Origin of the sequence: Chitinophaga sedimenti (assembly GCF_023156195.1) — a bacterium.
Taxonomy (GTDB): domain Bacteria; phylum Bacteroidota; class Bacteroidia; order Chitinophagales; family Chitinophagaceae; genus Chitinophaga; species Chitinophaga sedimenti.
This window is the reverse complement of the sequence record NZ_JAKUKA010000001.1, coordinates 394,447-407,436: the sequence shown is the minus strand read 5'-3', so window position 1 is coordinate 407,436 and position 12,990 is coordinate 394,447. Positions and strand designations below refer to the sequence as shown.

The window sequence follows — 12,990 nt, the reverse complement described above, 5'->3', positions numbered from 1 at the left end:
CCTATACAACCTGTTGCAAATCAGCCGAAAAATCCCATTTAAAATCAATATATTCGTCCACTAGTAAAAATAATTTTAATACATTATTTTTAGTCGATACCCTAATTTTTAATAAAAGAACCAAAATGAGTATTGTCTATTTGATTCCACTTTTCGGACTGATTGCACTGTTATTTACTGCTGTACAAAGCGCCTGGGTAAGCCGACAGGATGCCGGCAACGAAAAATGACCGACATTGCGAAGCACATTGCAGATGGCGCCATGGCTTTTCTGAAAGCCGAATACAAGATCCTCACTTACTTCGTGATTATTGCAGCCCTGCTGCTCGGATATATGGGCGCCAGCCATGCTAACTCCGACTGGACCATCGCCGTAGCTTTCGTGATTGGCGCTATTTTCTCGGCCCTTGCGGGTTTTATTGGCATGCGCATCGCGACCAAAGCGAATGTGCGTACCGCTCAGGCAGCGCGTACCAGCCTTGCCAAAGCACTGAAAGTGTCTTTTACCGGTGGTTCGGTAATGGGCATGGGCGTAGCGGGACTGGCCGTACTGGGCCTGGGTGGCCTTTTCATCGTGCTTAAAACGATGTTTGGCGCGGAAGCCGGTACCGCCGAAATGATTAAAACAATTGAAGTACTGACAGGCTTCTCGCTTGGTGCGGAAAGCATTGCGCTGTTTGCACGCGTAGGCGGCGGCATTTATACCAAGGCGGCCGACGTAGGCGCTGACCTCGTTGGTAAAGTAGAAGCCGGCATTCCTGAAGATGATCCGCGTAACCCTGCAACTATCGCCGATAACGTAGGTGATAACGTGGGCGACGTGGCAGGCATGGGCGCCGATCTTTTTGGTTCTTATGTGGCCACCGTACTCGCTACGATGGTACTGGGCGTTGAAACAGTATCCACTGATAATTTCGGCGGCCTGGCCCCTGTGATCCTGCCAATGTTCATTGCAGGCGTTGGTATCATCTTATCTATTATCGGTACCTTCTTTGTGCGCATCAGCGAAAGCGCCGGATTGAGCACCAGCGCGGTGCAGAAAGCGCTGAACCTGGGTAACTGGGGCTCTATCGTGCTCACTGCCATCGTAGCCTGGTTTGCTGTAGACTGGATCCTGCCCGACACCCTGATGCTACGTGGCCTGCCCTTCACCAAAGGAGGCGCATTCGGCGCGATTATCGTGGGACTCGTAGTGGGTACACTCATGAGCATTATTACAGAATACTATACCGCCATGGGCAAACGTCCGGTGATGTCGATCATCCGTCAGTCTGCTACCGGCCACGCCACCAACATTATTGGCGGCCTTGCGGTAGGCATGGAATCTACATTATTACCGATCCTCGTGCTGGCAGGTGGTATTTATGGTTCTTACCACTTCGCTGGTTTGTATGGCGTGGCTATCGCGGCTGCCGGTATGATGGCAACCACGGCCATGCAGCTTGCTATCGATGCTTTTGGTCCTATTGCGGATAATGCAGGTGGTATTGCCGAAATGAGCGAACTGCCGAAAGATGTACGCGAAAAAACAGATATCCCGGATGCGGTAGGTAATACTACTGCCGCTACCGGTAAAGGTTTCGCGATCGCGTCTGCTGCGTTAACGGCACTGGCTTTGTTTGCCGCATACGTTGGTGTTGTAGGCGCAAATGGTTACGCAATGGACGGCATCAACATTTATAAAGCGGATGTACTCGCCGGCCTCTTTATTGGCGGTATGATCCCCTTCATCTTCTCTTCCCTCGCCATTCGTGCGGTAGGCGAAGCGGCGATGGCCATGGTGGAAGAAGTAAGACGCCAATTCCGCACCATTCCGGGTATCATGGAAGGTACCGGCAAACCGGAATATGATAAATGCGTGGCGATTTCTACAGAAGCCTCTATCCGCAAAATGATGGTGCCCGGCGCTATCGCAATCCTGTCGCCTATAATCATCGGCTTTGTGCTCGGCCCCGAAGTACTGGGCGGCTTCCTGGCCGGTGCTACGGTTTCAGGTGTGCTGATGGGGATGTTCCAGAATAACGCCGGTGGCGCATGGGACAATGCGAAAAAGTCATTTGAAAAAGGCGTGGAAATCAACGGCGAAGTATACTACAAAAAATCTGAGCCGCACAAAGCATCTGTAACCGGCGACACCGTAGGTGATCCGTTTAAAGATACTTCCGGTCCGTCCATGAACATCCTCATCAAATTGATGTCTATCGTATCGCTTGTAATTGCGCCTACCCTGGCGGGCATACACGGTAACGGTCAGCATGCGAATGCGAAGCCAAAAGCAGCGCAGGAGCAGGTGGCCGTAGTTACACAAGCAGTGCCTGTGAATGAAGCTCCTGCCTCCGACAAATAAACAGATCGACATAAGATAAGAGAAAAGGCCTTCCAGTCCGGAAGGCCTTTTTTATGCTTTGCGCATCTTCGTCGGACTAACGCCGAATTTCTTTCTGAAGGCGTGACTGAAATGTTGCAGTGATGAATAGCCCAGTTCATCGGCAATGGAAGTAAGCGACACATCTCCCTGTAACAGTTGCTGGGCCTGCGTTAAACGATAGTCGTTCAAATAACCGAATACCGTATTATTGAACATCGACTTAAAACCACTTTTTAATTTGAATTCGTTGATACCTGCCCGGCGCGACAATTCGTGCAGCGACAAAGGCTCCTGCGCGTGTTGCAATAACAATTCGCGGGCATGTTGAATGCGCTCGCGATCGGCGGACGACAGTTTATTTTCTTTAGTTCCGCGTCCCGCCTTCTCTTCCATCTGTTCACTTTGCAGCGCCAGCAGTTCTATGCCTTTCGACTGCAGGAACAACTTTTTAGTACCGCCCGTAAATTTGCAGTTTTTAATATCATGTATCACCTGCAACATGCGGTCCGTCAACTGTCCCGGGTTACGATCGTAGATTGCACGTTTGTTCAGCACGGCATTCACATACCGGTCCAGCGCACTGCTGCTGTTGGCGGCCAGCTCTACGAACTTATCCTCATCAAAATTAATTCCGATCAATTCGATCCCCTGGGTTTTGCGCAGGCTGATCGTATCTATACTGCCGGGATTAAACATCAGGTTATTGCTCAAAACCGGGAAAGCAATGACTTCGCCGCTTTGCAGCTGAATATTGAATCCACCCCGCAACGTATAAAACAACCCGACAGACGGGGTCTCATCTTCTGACTCCACGTGTATATCCTCATGCACATCGATATTACCATAGCCGAACAACATGCCATCGAAGTAGATGTCTTTCATATTAGCGCGGCCAAAAGATTCATTAACGGAAATATCTTCCTCTACCAGTGAAGGGGACCGGAGAGACTGTGTGGGGAAAACTTTGTCATCCTGGTAAATGACATCATGGGCGGCATTTCGAATAACGATCGCCATAAAAATCCGTTTTGTGTAAATATTAATCCCTTAAATGCAAGTTCACTTAGAGGAATGCAACCAACTTTGCAAAAATATAACTAAAACACATGATTGGCGTATTCAAAACAAATATAGATTCACTACATGATAAAAATCAGGTTTTGGAGGCGTTAACGATCCGTTTTGACGCCATGGCCTGCTCTGTAGACCTGGAAGACTGCGATAAAGTATTGCGGATAGAATGCCGGGAGGTGCCGGAGGAAACGATCTCTGACTTCGTGCAACAACTTGGCTATCATTGCATTCCCCTCGAATAACCGCCGTTCCGCTCCGTTTATCTTAACCCGCTCCTCCTTTTTTTAAATATTATTGATATAAAATTTCCTCCCGCATGGGGGATTTCTTTTACGTACGTCATATATTCAAACAAGAAATTAGTTAAACCTGAAACCAATGAAAATGAAAGCAGTTATGCTGGCGCTCTTTACGCTGCTGCTATTAAAGAGCCAGTTCGTAAACGCACAGCAACAACGCTACACAGTAAGCGGGTATGTTAAAGATGACCAGTCGGGCGAAACCCTGATCGGCATCTCCATCGGCAAAACCGGCACTACTATTGGCGCCCTGACCAACGAATATGGGTTTTATTCTCTCACGCTGCCCGCCGGCACGCACGAGCTGCAATTTTCCTACATGGGCTACACCCAACAAAAAATGACGATCACGCTCACCGGCAACAAAACGATCGACGTAAAAATGAAACGTACGGATGCACAGCTGCAGGAAGTGGTGATCACCGGTAAAGAGCAGCAGAAAGCGATCAACACCATCAGCACCAGCGTGGCCAAATTGGACATCCGGGAGCTGAAAAAGCTGCCCACACTGATGGGAGAAGTGGACGTACTGCGCGCTATCCAGACCCTGCCTGGCGTAACCACGGTCGGCGAAGGCGCCTCCGGCTTTAATGTACGCGGTGGCAACAGCGATGAAAACCTCATCCTGATGGACGAAGCACCGGTGTACAACTCTACGCACCTCATGGGTTTCTTCTCCGTGTTCAATCCTGATGCGGTAAAAAATATCAACCTGTATAAAGGCAGTTTTCCGGCTGAATTTGGCGGTCGTACGGCTTCGGTGCTGGACATCCGCATGAAAGACGGGAACAACCAGAAATTGCAGGTAAATGGCGGCATCAGCAACATCTTCAGCCGCCTGTCTGTAGAAGCGCCTATTCAGAAAGATAAATCGTCTTTCATCGTAGCCGGTCGCCGGTCTTATATCGATGTGCTGATGAAGCCATTTTTGAAAGGCGATATGAAGGATAGCAAGGTTTACTTTTATGACCTTACTGCCAAAGCAAACTTTAAACTGAACCCTAAAAACACCCTGTTTGTAAGTGGTTACTTTGGCCGCGATGTATTCGGTTTCGGGAAAGAAGCGAACATCAACTGGGGTAATACGACCACTTCCATTCGCTGGAACCACGTATTTAACAGCAAACTGTTCATGAATACCACCGCGTATTACAGCAAATACGACTACAGCCTGAAGTTCACCAGCGCCGAAGACAGCAACGAGAACCAGACTTTCAGCTGGAAATCGAACATCATCAACTACGGTTTTAAACCTTCCTTTACCTGGTACCTGAATACGAACAATACCCTGCACTTTGGCGTACAGGGTGTATACTACACCTTCAAACCCGGCACCACCGTGGCGAAAGAGGAAAACAATTCTAGCGCTATTACACTCGACAACAAACACGCACTGGAAAGCGCAGTATACCTCGATCATGAACTGAAATTGGGCGATAAATTCGGTATCCAATATGGTTTGCGCGTATCGGGCTTCAACTATATGGGCGAGGGTACAGCTTATTACTATAATGATACCACGCCAAACGTACGCCGCCGCGTTGTTTCAGAAAAACACTTCGGCGCAGGCGAAAGCATCAAAAACTACTACAACCTGGAGCCACGCCTGTCTGTGAGATACAAAATGAACAGCACCAGCGCCGTGAAAGCATCGTATACCCGCGCTTCACAGTACATGCACCAGCTGTCAAACACGGCTTCGCCTACCCCGCTGGACATCTGGACGCCTTCTTCCAACAATGTGAAACCACAGGTGGCCGACCAGTTTGCACTGGGTTACTTCTATAATGCACCGGGTGGTACGTTCGAGGTGTCGGCCGAAGCATTTTACAAACAGATGGACAACCAGCTGGACTACATCGACAACGCTCAACTGGAGCTGAACAAGTACATTGAAGCCGACCTGCTCGCCGCGACCGGACGCGCTTATGGTATTGAACTGTACGCGAAAAAGAAGTGGGTAAAACAACGGGATGGATCAGCTACACCCTGAGCCGCAGCGAACGTAAAACGCCCGGCATTAGTGACGGAGAATGGTTTAAAAACAGGTACGACCGTCCACATAACTTAAACGTGGTGGTAACGCATGAGCTCAATAAAAAGAGCAGCCTGTCCGCCAACTTCGTATACGCTTCCGGTGCGCCGTCTACCTTCGCTGACTCACGCCTCGAATACCAGGGATGGGACATTCCCTACAACACTACCGGAAAACGTAACAACTACCGCCTGCCTGACTTCCACCGCCGGACCTGAGCTACACGCTGCAGGGCAAGGAGCGCAAACGCTGGCATGGAGAATGGGTGTTCTCGCTGTACAACGTGTACGCGCGTAAAAACGCTTACTCTGTTTACTTCCGCCAGAACGAAGACGATGCTTCGAAGAAAGAAGCGATTCGCCTGTCGATCATCGGCACCATTATTCCCGGTATTACTTACAACTTTAAATTCTAATGAACATGAACAAGATATTCAGCCTGCTGGTGATTGCCGGCGCTTTATCATTCACAGCCTGCGAAACCACGTTTGACCTGGACGTACCAAAGGGCAAGACCATCCCGGTGGTAGATGCCTGGATACATGGCGGGCCTGGCGGACAGCGGATCCGCATCACCGAAACCACGCCTTATACCGGCACGGCACCTGCCAATGTGATTAGTTCTGCAAACGTGACGCTGACCGATTTAACGGCCGGCGCGGTGTACCCTGCAACATTTTCAGATGGCTATTACAACCTGGCGGTGCCCGGCGGTATAAACCTGGCGGTTGTGGGACATGCATACAAATTGCGTGTGGAGCTGGCGGGACAGGCGTACGAAGCGATAGACACCATTAAACCGGTGCCTGTCATTGACTCCCTCACCTATGAATTTAAAGAGGCAGAGTTCGGGAATGAAGAAGGATACTACGCAAAAATGCATGCCCGTGACCGGAAGGCCAGAACGATTACTATTGGATCCGCTCTTACAGGAACAACACCGATACCCGACTGACGGACAACTTCCCGATCAACGCGAGTTTTGGTGAAGACATTGCAGATGGCATCAAGTTCATTCCACCGATCAGCGAAGGCATTACCCTTGGCGATAAACCGTTTAAAAAGGGCGAAAAAGTAATTGTCCGCATTGCCTCATGCACCAAGGCCAGTCACCAGTGGCTGACGCATGTGGAAAGCCAGATCAACAATGGCGGCCTGTTCGCCAGGGTACTGGAAAATGTGGGTACGAACCTGAAGAATACAAGTGGCGGCGATGGCAAGTTACTGGGCTGGTTCGGCGTATCCGGAGTAAGCATCGCAGAAAAGGAAATACACTAACTACTTAATCTAATCAATATGAAAAAACTCATATTAGCGCTTGCCATCATTACGTGCACTGGTAATGCCTTTGCGCAGGAGCAGATGGAAACGCTGGCCAAACCTAAAAGCGGCAATAAAATACGCGTAGGCGGTTATGGTGCGCCCACCGTTCACTTCACTCCTTTTGCGGACAAATTTGCGGTAATGACAGGCGGCAATGCCGGCGTAATGCTGAACAGCAAAATAATGCTCGGGGCAGGCGCTTATGCGCTGGTAAACGACATTGAAGCACCCCGCACGAATATTGACGATCCTACCCGTTACTGGAACATGTGGTATACCGGTTTTGTGGCGGAATACACGTTTAACTCGAACAAACTGCTGCATTGGGGCGCCGGCGCATTGATAGGCGGCGGCATGGTGGGCAAAAACACCCGCTGGAAACCCGATACAGAAAACCATACCTGGGTAGATGAAAGCAGCTTTTTTGCAGCGGAGCCCTATGCCAACCTGGAGATTAATATCGCCAAGTTTTTGCGGGTAGGCGTTGGCGCCTCCTACCGCTTTATCCGGGGATCGAATACACCGGGCATTTCGGACGGCGATATGAGCGGCCCCGCGGCGCACGTAACGATTAAGGCAGGCAGGTTTTAAGATTACTTCAATTTAGATAAGCATCAGCGGCGTGTATACCAATAAAGGTGTACGCGCCGTTTTTTTACGGCGGCTAAAGGGGAGTGAACATAGCATGGTGGATGATTTCCCCCTTCGAACAGGATGAAAGGCAAAAAAATATGTGACAGGATTTTGCAATTACGAAAACTATCGTACATTTGTTTACGAAGATATTCGTACATCAGTAATCCGGGCAGGAACGGATCACTAAAAAACAAACAACATGGACGCTGCAAAGACGATCAGACCAACGGAAAGTGAATTGGATATACTGGGCATACTTTGGGAAAAGGGCCCCAGTACGGTGCGTGAGGTGCATGAAATACTGGAGCAGCGCAAGGAAGCGGGTTACACCACTACCCTTAAACTGATGCAGATCATGCACGATAAGGGGCTCCTAAGCCGCGACACCAGTAGCAAGACGCATGTGTACGAGGCGCTTGTTTCGCAGGAAAAAACACAGCAACAATTATTGAACAAGATGATCGATACCGTTTTTAATGGATCCGCCAGTCAGCTGGTGATGCAGGCGTTGGGTAACCATCGCTCGTCACCGGAAGAGCTGGACGCCATCAGGCGTTATCTTTCAGACATGGAGCAAAAGCAGAAATAGCTACCCTTTAAACTTTTTGCCATGACCTCGCTGCTTCCTTTTACCTCGGACGTGATCCGCGCTTTTGGATGGACCTTGATGCATTCTTTCTGGCAGGCATTTGTCGTATTTGCCTGTCTGCGTATCGTACTCAAAATATGGCCGGCTGCCAGTTCCGCAGCCAAATATCATTTGTCGTTCCTGTCGTTGGCGGGTATCTTCACCTGGTTTGTCGCCACTTTCTGGCGGCAGTTGTCGGCCTTACGCGAAACGGGCGAAAGCGTGCAATTAGTCCTCAATGCGCAACTTACGGCTGTTCCGGCGGCGCCGCCGGCAGCATTGGGAGTTGCAGACAGCGCGGATATTATGCCCGGTATGGAAGTTTATTTTCCTGTAGTGGTAGGCATTTATATCGTGGGCGTAACAGTAATGACCATTAAACTGGTACTGGACCTTGCGCAATTACAGCACATCCGGAAAGCTGCACTGCCGCAGCTGAGCGGTGCCTGGGATACACAATTGAAGACACTTTGCGGTCGCCTCGGCATCCGTAAAAAGTTGCGCTGCACGTTTGTGCGTCGATACAGGTGCCGGTGATGATCGGCTTTGTAAAACCACTGATCCTGCTACCCGCGGCGATGGTCAACAACCTGCACACCGACCAGCTCGAAGCAATCCTGCTGCACGAGCTGGCACACATCAAACGCCATGATTACCTGTTGAATATCTTCCAATCTATCGTAGAGGCCATCCTGTTCTTTAATCCTTTCATCTGGTGGATCTCTAAAAACATTCGAATTGAAAGGGAACATTGCTGTGACGACCTGGTAATTGCCAGTACCGTACAGCCGCTGCATTACGCCAAAGCCCCGGTGGCGCTGGAAGAATACAGACTTACCACCAACCCCATGGCCATGGCGATTGCGGACAACAAACAATACCTCTTTCACCGCATCAAACGTATCATGGAAATGAAAACAAGCCATCGCAGCTACAGCCAGCAATTCCTGGCCGTGCTCATCATACTCACCGGCGTAGCCTCTATTGCATGGCTGAACCCGGCAAAAAAGATCCTAAAGAAAAAGAAGCCGCCAAAGAGGAATGCCTTCCGGTGGTGACAAAACCTTCGCTGTGGCAAACCACGCTGACCGAAGATTGCGCCCCCGCTCCCGCTGTTGCAACACCAGGCTGCGCACCTACCACACTGGCATCCGTAACTTGTTTGCCCGGTGCTGCGGTCACACCTGCGATTGATACTACACCCGGTAAAATCACCATCATAAATGATAAGGGTGAAGTAAAGAATACAACAGCATAGCTGAAATGCCGGAAGAAGACCGGGTACGCATGCAGGAGCAGTTCGTGAAATTACAGGAGCAATCCAAACAACTGGAATTGCAACTGGCAAAACAACGCGAGCAGTTCAAAGTGAACGGCGAGCAGATGAGGCATATGCGGGAGGCCATGTCGCTGTCGCAGCAAAATGCAATAGCCGCCATGAAAAATATCGACTGGTCGAAAATGCAGCAGGCTTATAGCCAGGTAGACTGGGCCAAAGTGCAGGAAGATATGAAGAAAGCATACAGCCAGGTAGACTGGGCCAAAATGCAGGACGAGATGAAAAGGGAGTTTGAAAAAGTGGACTGGAGCAAGATGCAGAAAGAACTTGCCGACGCCTATAAAAATGTTGACTGGGAAAAAGTGAACAAAGAAATGGTAGACGCCTACAAAAACGTGGACTGGGCCGAAGTGAATAAAAACATGGCCGATGCGTACAAAGTGTTCGCAGACCATTCAAATGCGGACATACAAGCCTATACTAACGCACTTGCCAGAAGAGAAAATGAGGCCAATCGCAAAATTAGCGAAATGGAACGGAAAGCGCTGGAACGTGATCGTGAAAAACGTGACCAGGGCATTCCGCGATGCCCACGACCGCGCCATGAAAAGCCGCGAAGAAAGCAATCGCCGCGCCTCGGAATCCCGTGCCGAAATGAACCGCAGCATGGGCCAGCGCGCACGGCTCGATGAAATGCTGAAAGCGATGGAAGCAGACAAGCTGCTGGATACGAAAAAAGGCTATCTCGTTGAAAAGAAAGACGGTGCGCTGTACATCAATAACGTAAAACAGCCGGACGAGGTGCTGAAAAAATATAGCAAATACCTGACAGGAGATAAAATCACCCTCAAAGGAGACGGACAATAACTTTTAACTTCCGCCATTCTGAAACGCCGCGCCAGTAAAGGATGCGGCGTTTTCTTTTGCCCGGTACTGTGATTGTGCCGCACCCCACTGCCTAATCCGCGTATTTCCGTATCTTTATCCATAAACAGTTAATTGCCAGCTATGAGAAAAGAAATAATACTGGCGCTGTGCCTGGGCGGTATAAGCCAGGCGATGGCGCAGGAGCGGCCAGTGAATATCCGGTAAGCGACCCGGTCAATATTGTTAAAAGCAACAAAGCCACGGCTGTAAAAAGCCAGGGAAACACGGGCACCTGCTGGTGTTTTTCCACTACTTCGATGGTAGAGTCTGAATGTTTGCGTAAAGGCGCCGATCAGGCCGATATTTCAGAGATGTATACTGTGCGCAATATTTACCGTGAGAAAGCGGAGAATTATGTTTTACGGCAGGGTTATGCCCGTTTCGACGAAGGCGGCCTGGCGCACGACGTGATCCGGTCCATTGCCCGCTATGGCGCCATGCCGGAAAGCGCTTATTCAGGCTTAAAAGAAGGCCAGCGCGGACATAATCATGGCCGCATGGTAGCTGAGCTCAAAGTTTATCTCGATAGCGTTCTAAAGCTTAAAAAGCCCCTCCCTTCCAATTGGGAAGCGCATGTAGAGGAAATCATGGACGAGTCGCTGGGCAAAGCTCCCGCGAACTTCGAGTTTGCAGGCAAAACCTATACGCCGCAAACCTATGCAAAAGAGGTATTGAAGTTTGCGGAAAGCGACTATGTGAACCTGACTTCTTTTACGCATCATCCCTTTTACCAGTCATTCGTAGTGGAAGTACCCGATAATTTTTCCAACGGTGCCTATTACAACCTGCCGCTGAACGAGTTTATCAGCGCAGTGAAACAGTCGGTGAACAAGGGTTATACCGTTACCTGGGACGCAGACGTCAGCAACAAAGGCTTCCGGATACAGGATGGTTATGCGCTTTCGCCATTGGGCGACAGCATTCCGGCAGCAACGGGCTTTAAGCCGGGCATGGTGGAAGTGCAGGCGACACCGGCATACAGGCAGCAATTATTCGACGCCCGGTAACGCAGGACGACCACCTGATGCACATTACCGGTTTAGGTAAAGATCAACAGGGGAAAGATTTCTTTATTGTGAAGAATTCCTGGGGAGCGACCACCGGTCCTAAAGGCGGATACATCTATGTTTCCGAGCCTTACTTCGCGATCAATACGATCACGGTAGTGGTACCTAAATCTTCGCTGGACAAGGCTTTGATCAGCAAGCTGGGTCTTAAATAAGAGGGTAAAGCATATTTGCGGCGCCGGTCCTTTGCAGGGCCGGCGTTTTTTGTTGCTATCGCTGGATAACAAAATCGGTGTAGTGTTCGGGTGCTCCTTCTGTTACTTCGCAGGCAGTAACGTTGGCCATAGGCGGACCTTGCTTACACCATTCGATGAAGGCGGACATGGCCCCGGGCGTGGCTTCGGCGGCGATCCATACGTGGCCTTCGGGCGTATTGCGAACACGGCCTTTAACATTGAGCTTATCGGCGGCGGATTTGGCGGAGGCCCGGAAATAGACGCCCTGCACACGGCCTTTTACCAAAATTTCGCGGTGGAGGATATTCATATAGGATCAAAACTAAAAGAAAAAACATAGCCGGACGAAACAATGTTCATCCGGCTATCAAGCAAACGGCCTTGGGGAAGAGCCACAGCTTTAATTGGGAAGGGCCATCAAGGAATGAAAAAACATGCTCGGCTCACCAATCATGGGAGGTATAGGGTAAGGACATATATGGATGGAGAAAATATTGATAAAGCAGGTTTAAAAGCCAGGCGCCGGAAGGAGTTTGCAATGACCGGACGGCGCGCCGTGCCGGCCATTACAAGCTTTCTCCTTACTGCCTTTGTGCGCAGAGAAAACAGCCTATTCAATGCGTGAGGGCAGATAACTTTTCGTACAGCTGCGCGGTATCCTTGAGGAAATCCGTGCGGCCATCCGCGTAAAAGATAAAGAACCGGGAAGTTCCCCCTTCGGGCTCCTGAACTTCATGAACCTGTATATGTAGAACTGGATGAAAGTAAAAGTATTCGATGGAAACAGGGGCTACATTTCTTCTCATCATTTCCAGGTGAAAGCCTGCCTGGGCAAGCCTGGCAAAGATGGTTACTTCCGGGTCGGGGGCTGTTTGATCCCGGTTGTACGCAGGTTTAATTGACACCCATTCCATACAGCACGATGTTTAATAGTTTGTGTCTTTTAATAGTTAAATTGGTTCATGGGGTTATTTGCTGTTATCGGTGTATACATGGCCACAGGGCGCTTTTCGGCGGCATGAGTGGTGGATAGGCGCTGGATTGCCGGATGTACCACGGGCACACCTCTCCCATCTCCACTATCGCCGTTGCTGCTGTTTCCATTGCTACTGCGATAACAGTTATTTCATCTACATAAATTCATTATTGAACAATTACAAAACGAGCAAGTAACAATTA

General features: G+C 49.8%; 17 protein-coding genes and 1 pseudogene. 15 read left to right on the top strand and 3 right to left on the bottom strand.

The annotated features are described in order from the left end of the window. Positions 1–226: 226 nt before the first annotated feature. Positions 227–2,347, top strand: a complete 2,121-nt coding sequence (locus tag MKQ70_RS02380) for a sodium-translocating pyrophosphatase (RefSeq protein ID WP_248067403.1) — start codon at positions 227–229, stop codon at positions 2,345–2,347. A gap of 51 nt (positions 2,348–2,398) precedes the next feature. Here MKQ70_RS02380 and MKQ70_RS02375 read toward each other — a convergent pair whose 3' ends face one another. Next, positions 2,399–3,385 (bottom strand): helix-turn-helix domain-containing protein, encoded by a 987-nt coding sequence (locus MKQ70_RS02375; protein ID WP_248067400.1) that lies wholly within the window; start codon positions 3,383–3,385, stop codon positions 2,399–2,401. 143 nt (positions 3,386–3,528) lie between these two features. Here MKQ70_RS02375 and MKQ70_RS02370 point away from each other — a divergent pair, with 143 nt between their 5' ends. The 14 genes and pseudogenes from MKQ70_RS02370 to MKQ70_RS02300 all read left to right on the top strand — a co-directional run bounded on the left by MKQ70_RS02370 (position 3,529) and on the right by MKQ70_RS02300 (position 11,790). Beyond that, positions 3,529–3,684, top strand: a complete 156-nt coding sequence (locus tag MKQ70_RS02370) for a hypothetical protein (protein WP_248067397.1) — start codon at positions 3,529–3,531, stop codon at positions 3,682–3,684. Positions 3,685–3,826: 142 nt separating this feature from the next. Next, complete coding sequence (locus MKQ70_RS02365) at positions 3,827–5,734, top strand: TonB-dependent receptor (protein WP_248067394.1); 1,908 nt, start codon at positions 3,827–3,829, stop codon at positions 5,732–5,734. After that, positions 5,698–5,994, top strand: a complete 297-nt coding sequence (locus MKQ70_RS02360; RefSeq protein WP_248067391.1) for a hypothetical protein — start codon at positions 5,698–5,700, stop codon at positions 5,992–5,994. The genes MKQ70_RS02365 and MKQ70_RS02360 overlap by 37 nt, the downstream gene beginning before the upstream one ends. A gap of 47 nt (positions 5,995–6,041) precedes the next feature. Further along, positions 6,042–6,191 carry a hypothetical protein gene (locus MKQ70_RS02355; protein ID WP_248067388.1) on the top strand — a complete coding sequence of 50 codons (150 nt, stop codon included), beginning with the start codon at positions 6,042–6,044 and terminating at the stop codon, positions 6,189–6,191. Further along, positions 6,191–7,053: pseudogene (locus MKQ70_RS43680) on the top strand (DUF4249 domain-containing protein). The gene MKQ70_RS02355 and the pseudogene MKQ70_RS43680 overlap by 1 nt, the downstream one beginning before the upstream one ends. Positions 7,054–7,071: 18 nt before the next feature. Next, positions 7,072–7,689, top strand: coding sequence for an outer membrane beta-barrel protein (locus MKQ70_RS02340; RefSeq protein WP_248067381.1), 618 nt, complete (start codon positions 7,072–7,074; stop codon positions 7,687–7,689). 244 nt (positions 7,690–7,933) lie between these two features. Next, entirely contained in the window at positions 7,934–8,323 is a 390-nt protein-coding gene (locus MKQ70_RS02335; protein WP_248067378.1) for a BlaI/MecI/CopY family transcriptional regulator, read from the top strand. 21 nt (positions 8,324–8,344) lie between these two features. Next, on the top strand, positions 8,345–8,899 hold the full coding sequence (locus MKQ70_RS02330) for a hypothetical protein (protein WP_248067375.1): 555 nt from the start codon (positions 8,345–8,347) through the stop codon (positions 8,897–8,899). After that, on the top strand, positions 8,899–9,420 hold the full coding sequence (locus MKQ70_RS02325) for a M56 family metallopeptidase (RefSeq protein WP_248080949.1): 522 nt from the start codon (positions 8,899–8,901) through the stop codon (positions 9,418–9,420). The genes MKQ70_RS02330 and MKQ70_RS02325 overlap by 1 nt, the downstream gene beginning before the upstream one ends. Further along, entirely contained in the window at positions 9,414–9,620 is a 207-nt protein-coding gene (locus tag MKQ70_RS02320) for a hypothetical protein (RefSeq protein ID WP_248067372.1), read from the top strand. The genes MKQ70_RS02325 and MKQ70_RS02320 overlap by 7 nt, the downstream gene beginning before the upstream one ends. A gap of 5 nt (positions 9,621–9,625) precedes the next feature. Further along, positions 9,626–10,333 carry a hypothetical protein gene (locus MKQ70_RS02315; protein ID WP_248067369.1) on the top strand — a complete coding sequence of 236 codons (708 nt, stop codon included), beginning with the start codon at positions 9,626–9,628 and terminating at the stop codon, positions 10,331–10,333. Further along, positions 10,308–10,508 carry a hypothetical protein gene (locus MKQ70_RS02310; protein ID WP_248067366.1) on the top strand — a complete coding sequence of 67 codons (201 nt, stop codon included), beginning with the start codon at positions 10,308–10,310 and terminating at the stop codon, positions 10,506–10,508. The genes MKQ70_RS02315 and MKQ70_RS02310 overlap by 26 nt, the downstream gene beginning before the upstream one ends. Positions 10,509–10,675: 167 nt before the next feature. Next, the gene (locus MKQ70_RS02305; RefSeq protein ID WP_248067363.1) at positions 10,676–11,575 is read left to right on the top strand and encodes a C1 family peptidase; all 900 of its coding nucleotides are present in this window, start codon (positions 10,676–10,678) and stop codon (positions 11,573–11,575) included. A gap of 17 nt (positions 11,576–11,592) precedes the next feature. Beyond that, positions 11,593–11,790, top strand: a complete 198-nt coding sequence (locus MKQ70_RS02300) for a C1 family peptidase (RefSeq protein ID WP_248067360.1) — start codon at positions 11,593–11,595, stop codon at positions 11,788–11,790. 55 nt (positions 11,791–11,845) lie between these two features. Here the strand turns inward: MKQ70_RS02300 and MKQ70_RS02295 are convergent, their stop codons facing one another. Together MKQ70_RS02295 and MKQ70_RS02290 are read right to left on the bottom strand one after the other, a co-directional pair. Continuing rightward, entirely contained in the window at positions 11,846–12,121 is a 276-nt protein-coding gene (locus MKQ70_RS02295) for an acylphosphatase (protein ID WP_248067357.1), read from the bottom strand. A gap of 304 nt (positions 12,122–12,425) precedes the next feature. Beyond that, positions 12,426–12,725, bottom strand: a complete 300-nt coding sequence (locus MKQ70_RS02290) for a hypothetical protein (RefSeq protein WP_248067354.1) — start codon at positions 12,723–12,725, stop codon at positions 12,426–12,428. Positions 12,726–12,990: the final 265 nt, after the last annotated feature.

Coding starts and splice junctions, on each gene's coding strand:
- MKQ70_RS02325 (WP_248080949.1), top strand. CDS start 8,899: ATGATCGGCTTTGTAAAACCACTGATCCTGCTACCCGCGGCGATGGTC.
- MKQ70_RS02290 (WP_248067354.1), bottom strand. CDS start 12,725: ATGGAATGGGTGTCAATTAAACCTGCGTACAACCGGGATCAAACAGCC.
- MKQ70_RS02330 (WP_248067375.1), top strand. CDS start 8,345: ATGACCTCGCTGCTTCCTTTTACCTCGGACGTGATCCGCGCTTTTGGA.
- MKQ70_RS02375 (WP_248067400.1), bottom strand. CDS start 3,385: ATGGCGATCGTTATTCGAAATGCCGCCCATGATGTCATTTACCAGGAT.
- MKQ70_RS02380 (WP_248067403.1), top strand. CDS start 227: ATGACCGACATTGCGAAGCACATTGCAGATGGCGCCATGGCTTTTCTG.
- MKQ70_RS02300 (WP_248067360.1), top strand. CDS start 11,593: ATGCACATTACCGGTTTAGGTAAAGATCAACAGGGGAAAGATTTCTTT.
- MKQ70_RS02295 (WP_248067357.1), bottom strand. CDS start 12,121: ATGAATATCCTCCACCGCGAAATTTTGGTAAAAGGCCGTGTGCAGGGC.
- MKQ70_RS02315 (WP_248067369.1), top strand. CDS start 9,626: ATGCCGGAAGAAGACCGGGTACGCATGCAGGAGCAGTTCGTGAAATTA.
- MKQ70_RS02310 (WP_248067366.1), top strand. CDS start 10,308: ATGGGCCAGCGCGCACGGCTCGATGAAATGCTGAAAGCGATGGAAGCA.
- MKQ70_RS02365 (WP_248067394.1), top strand. CDS start 3,827: ATGAAAGCAGTTATGCTGGCGCTCTTTACGCTGCTGCTATTAAAGAGC.
- MKQ70_RS02335 (WP_248067378.1), top strand. CDS start 7,934: ATGGACGCTGCAAAGACGATCAGACCAACGGAAAGTGAATTGGATATA.
- MKQ70_RS02340 (WP_248067381.1), top strand. CDS start 7,072: ATGAAAAAACTCATATTAGCGCTTGCCATCATTACGTGCACTGGTAAT.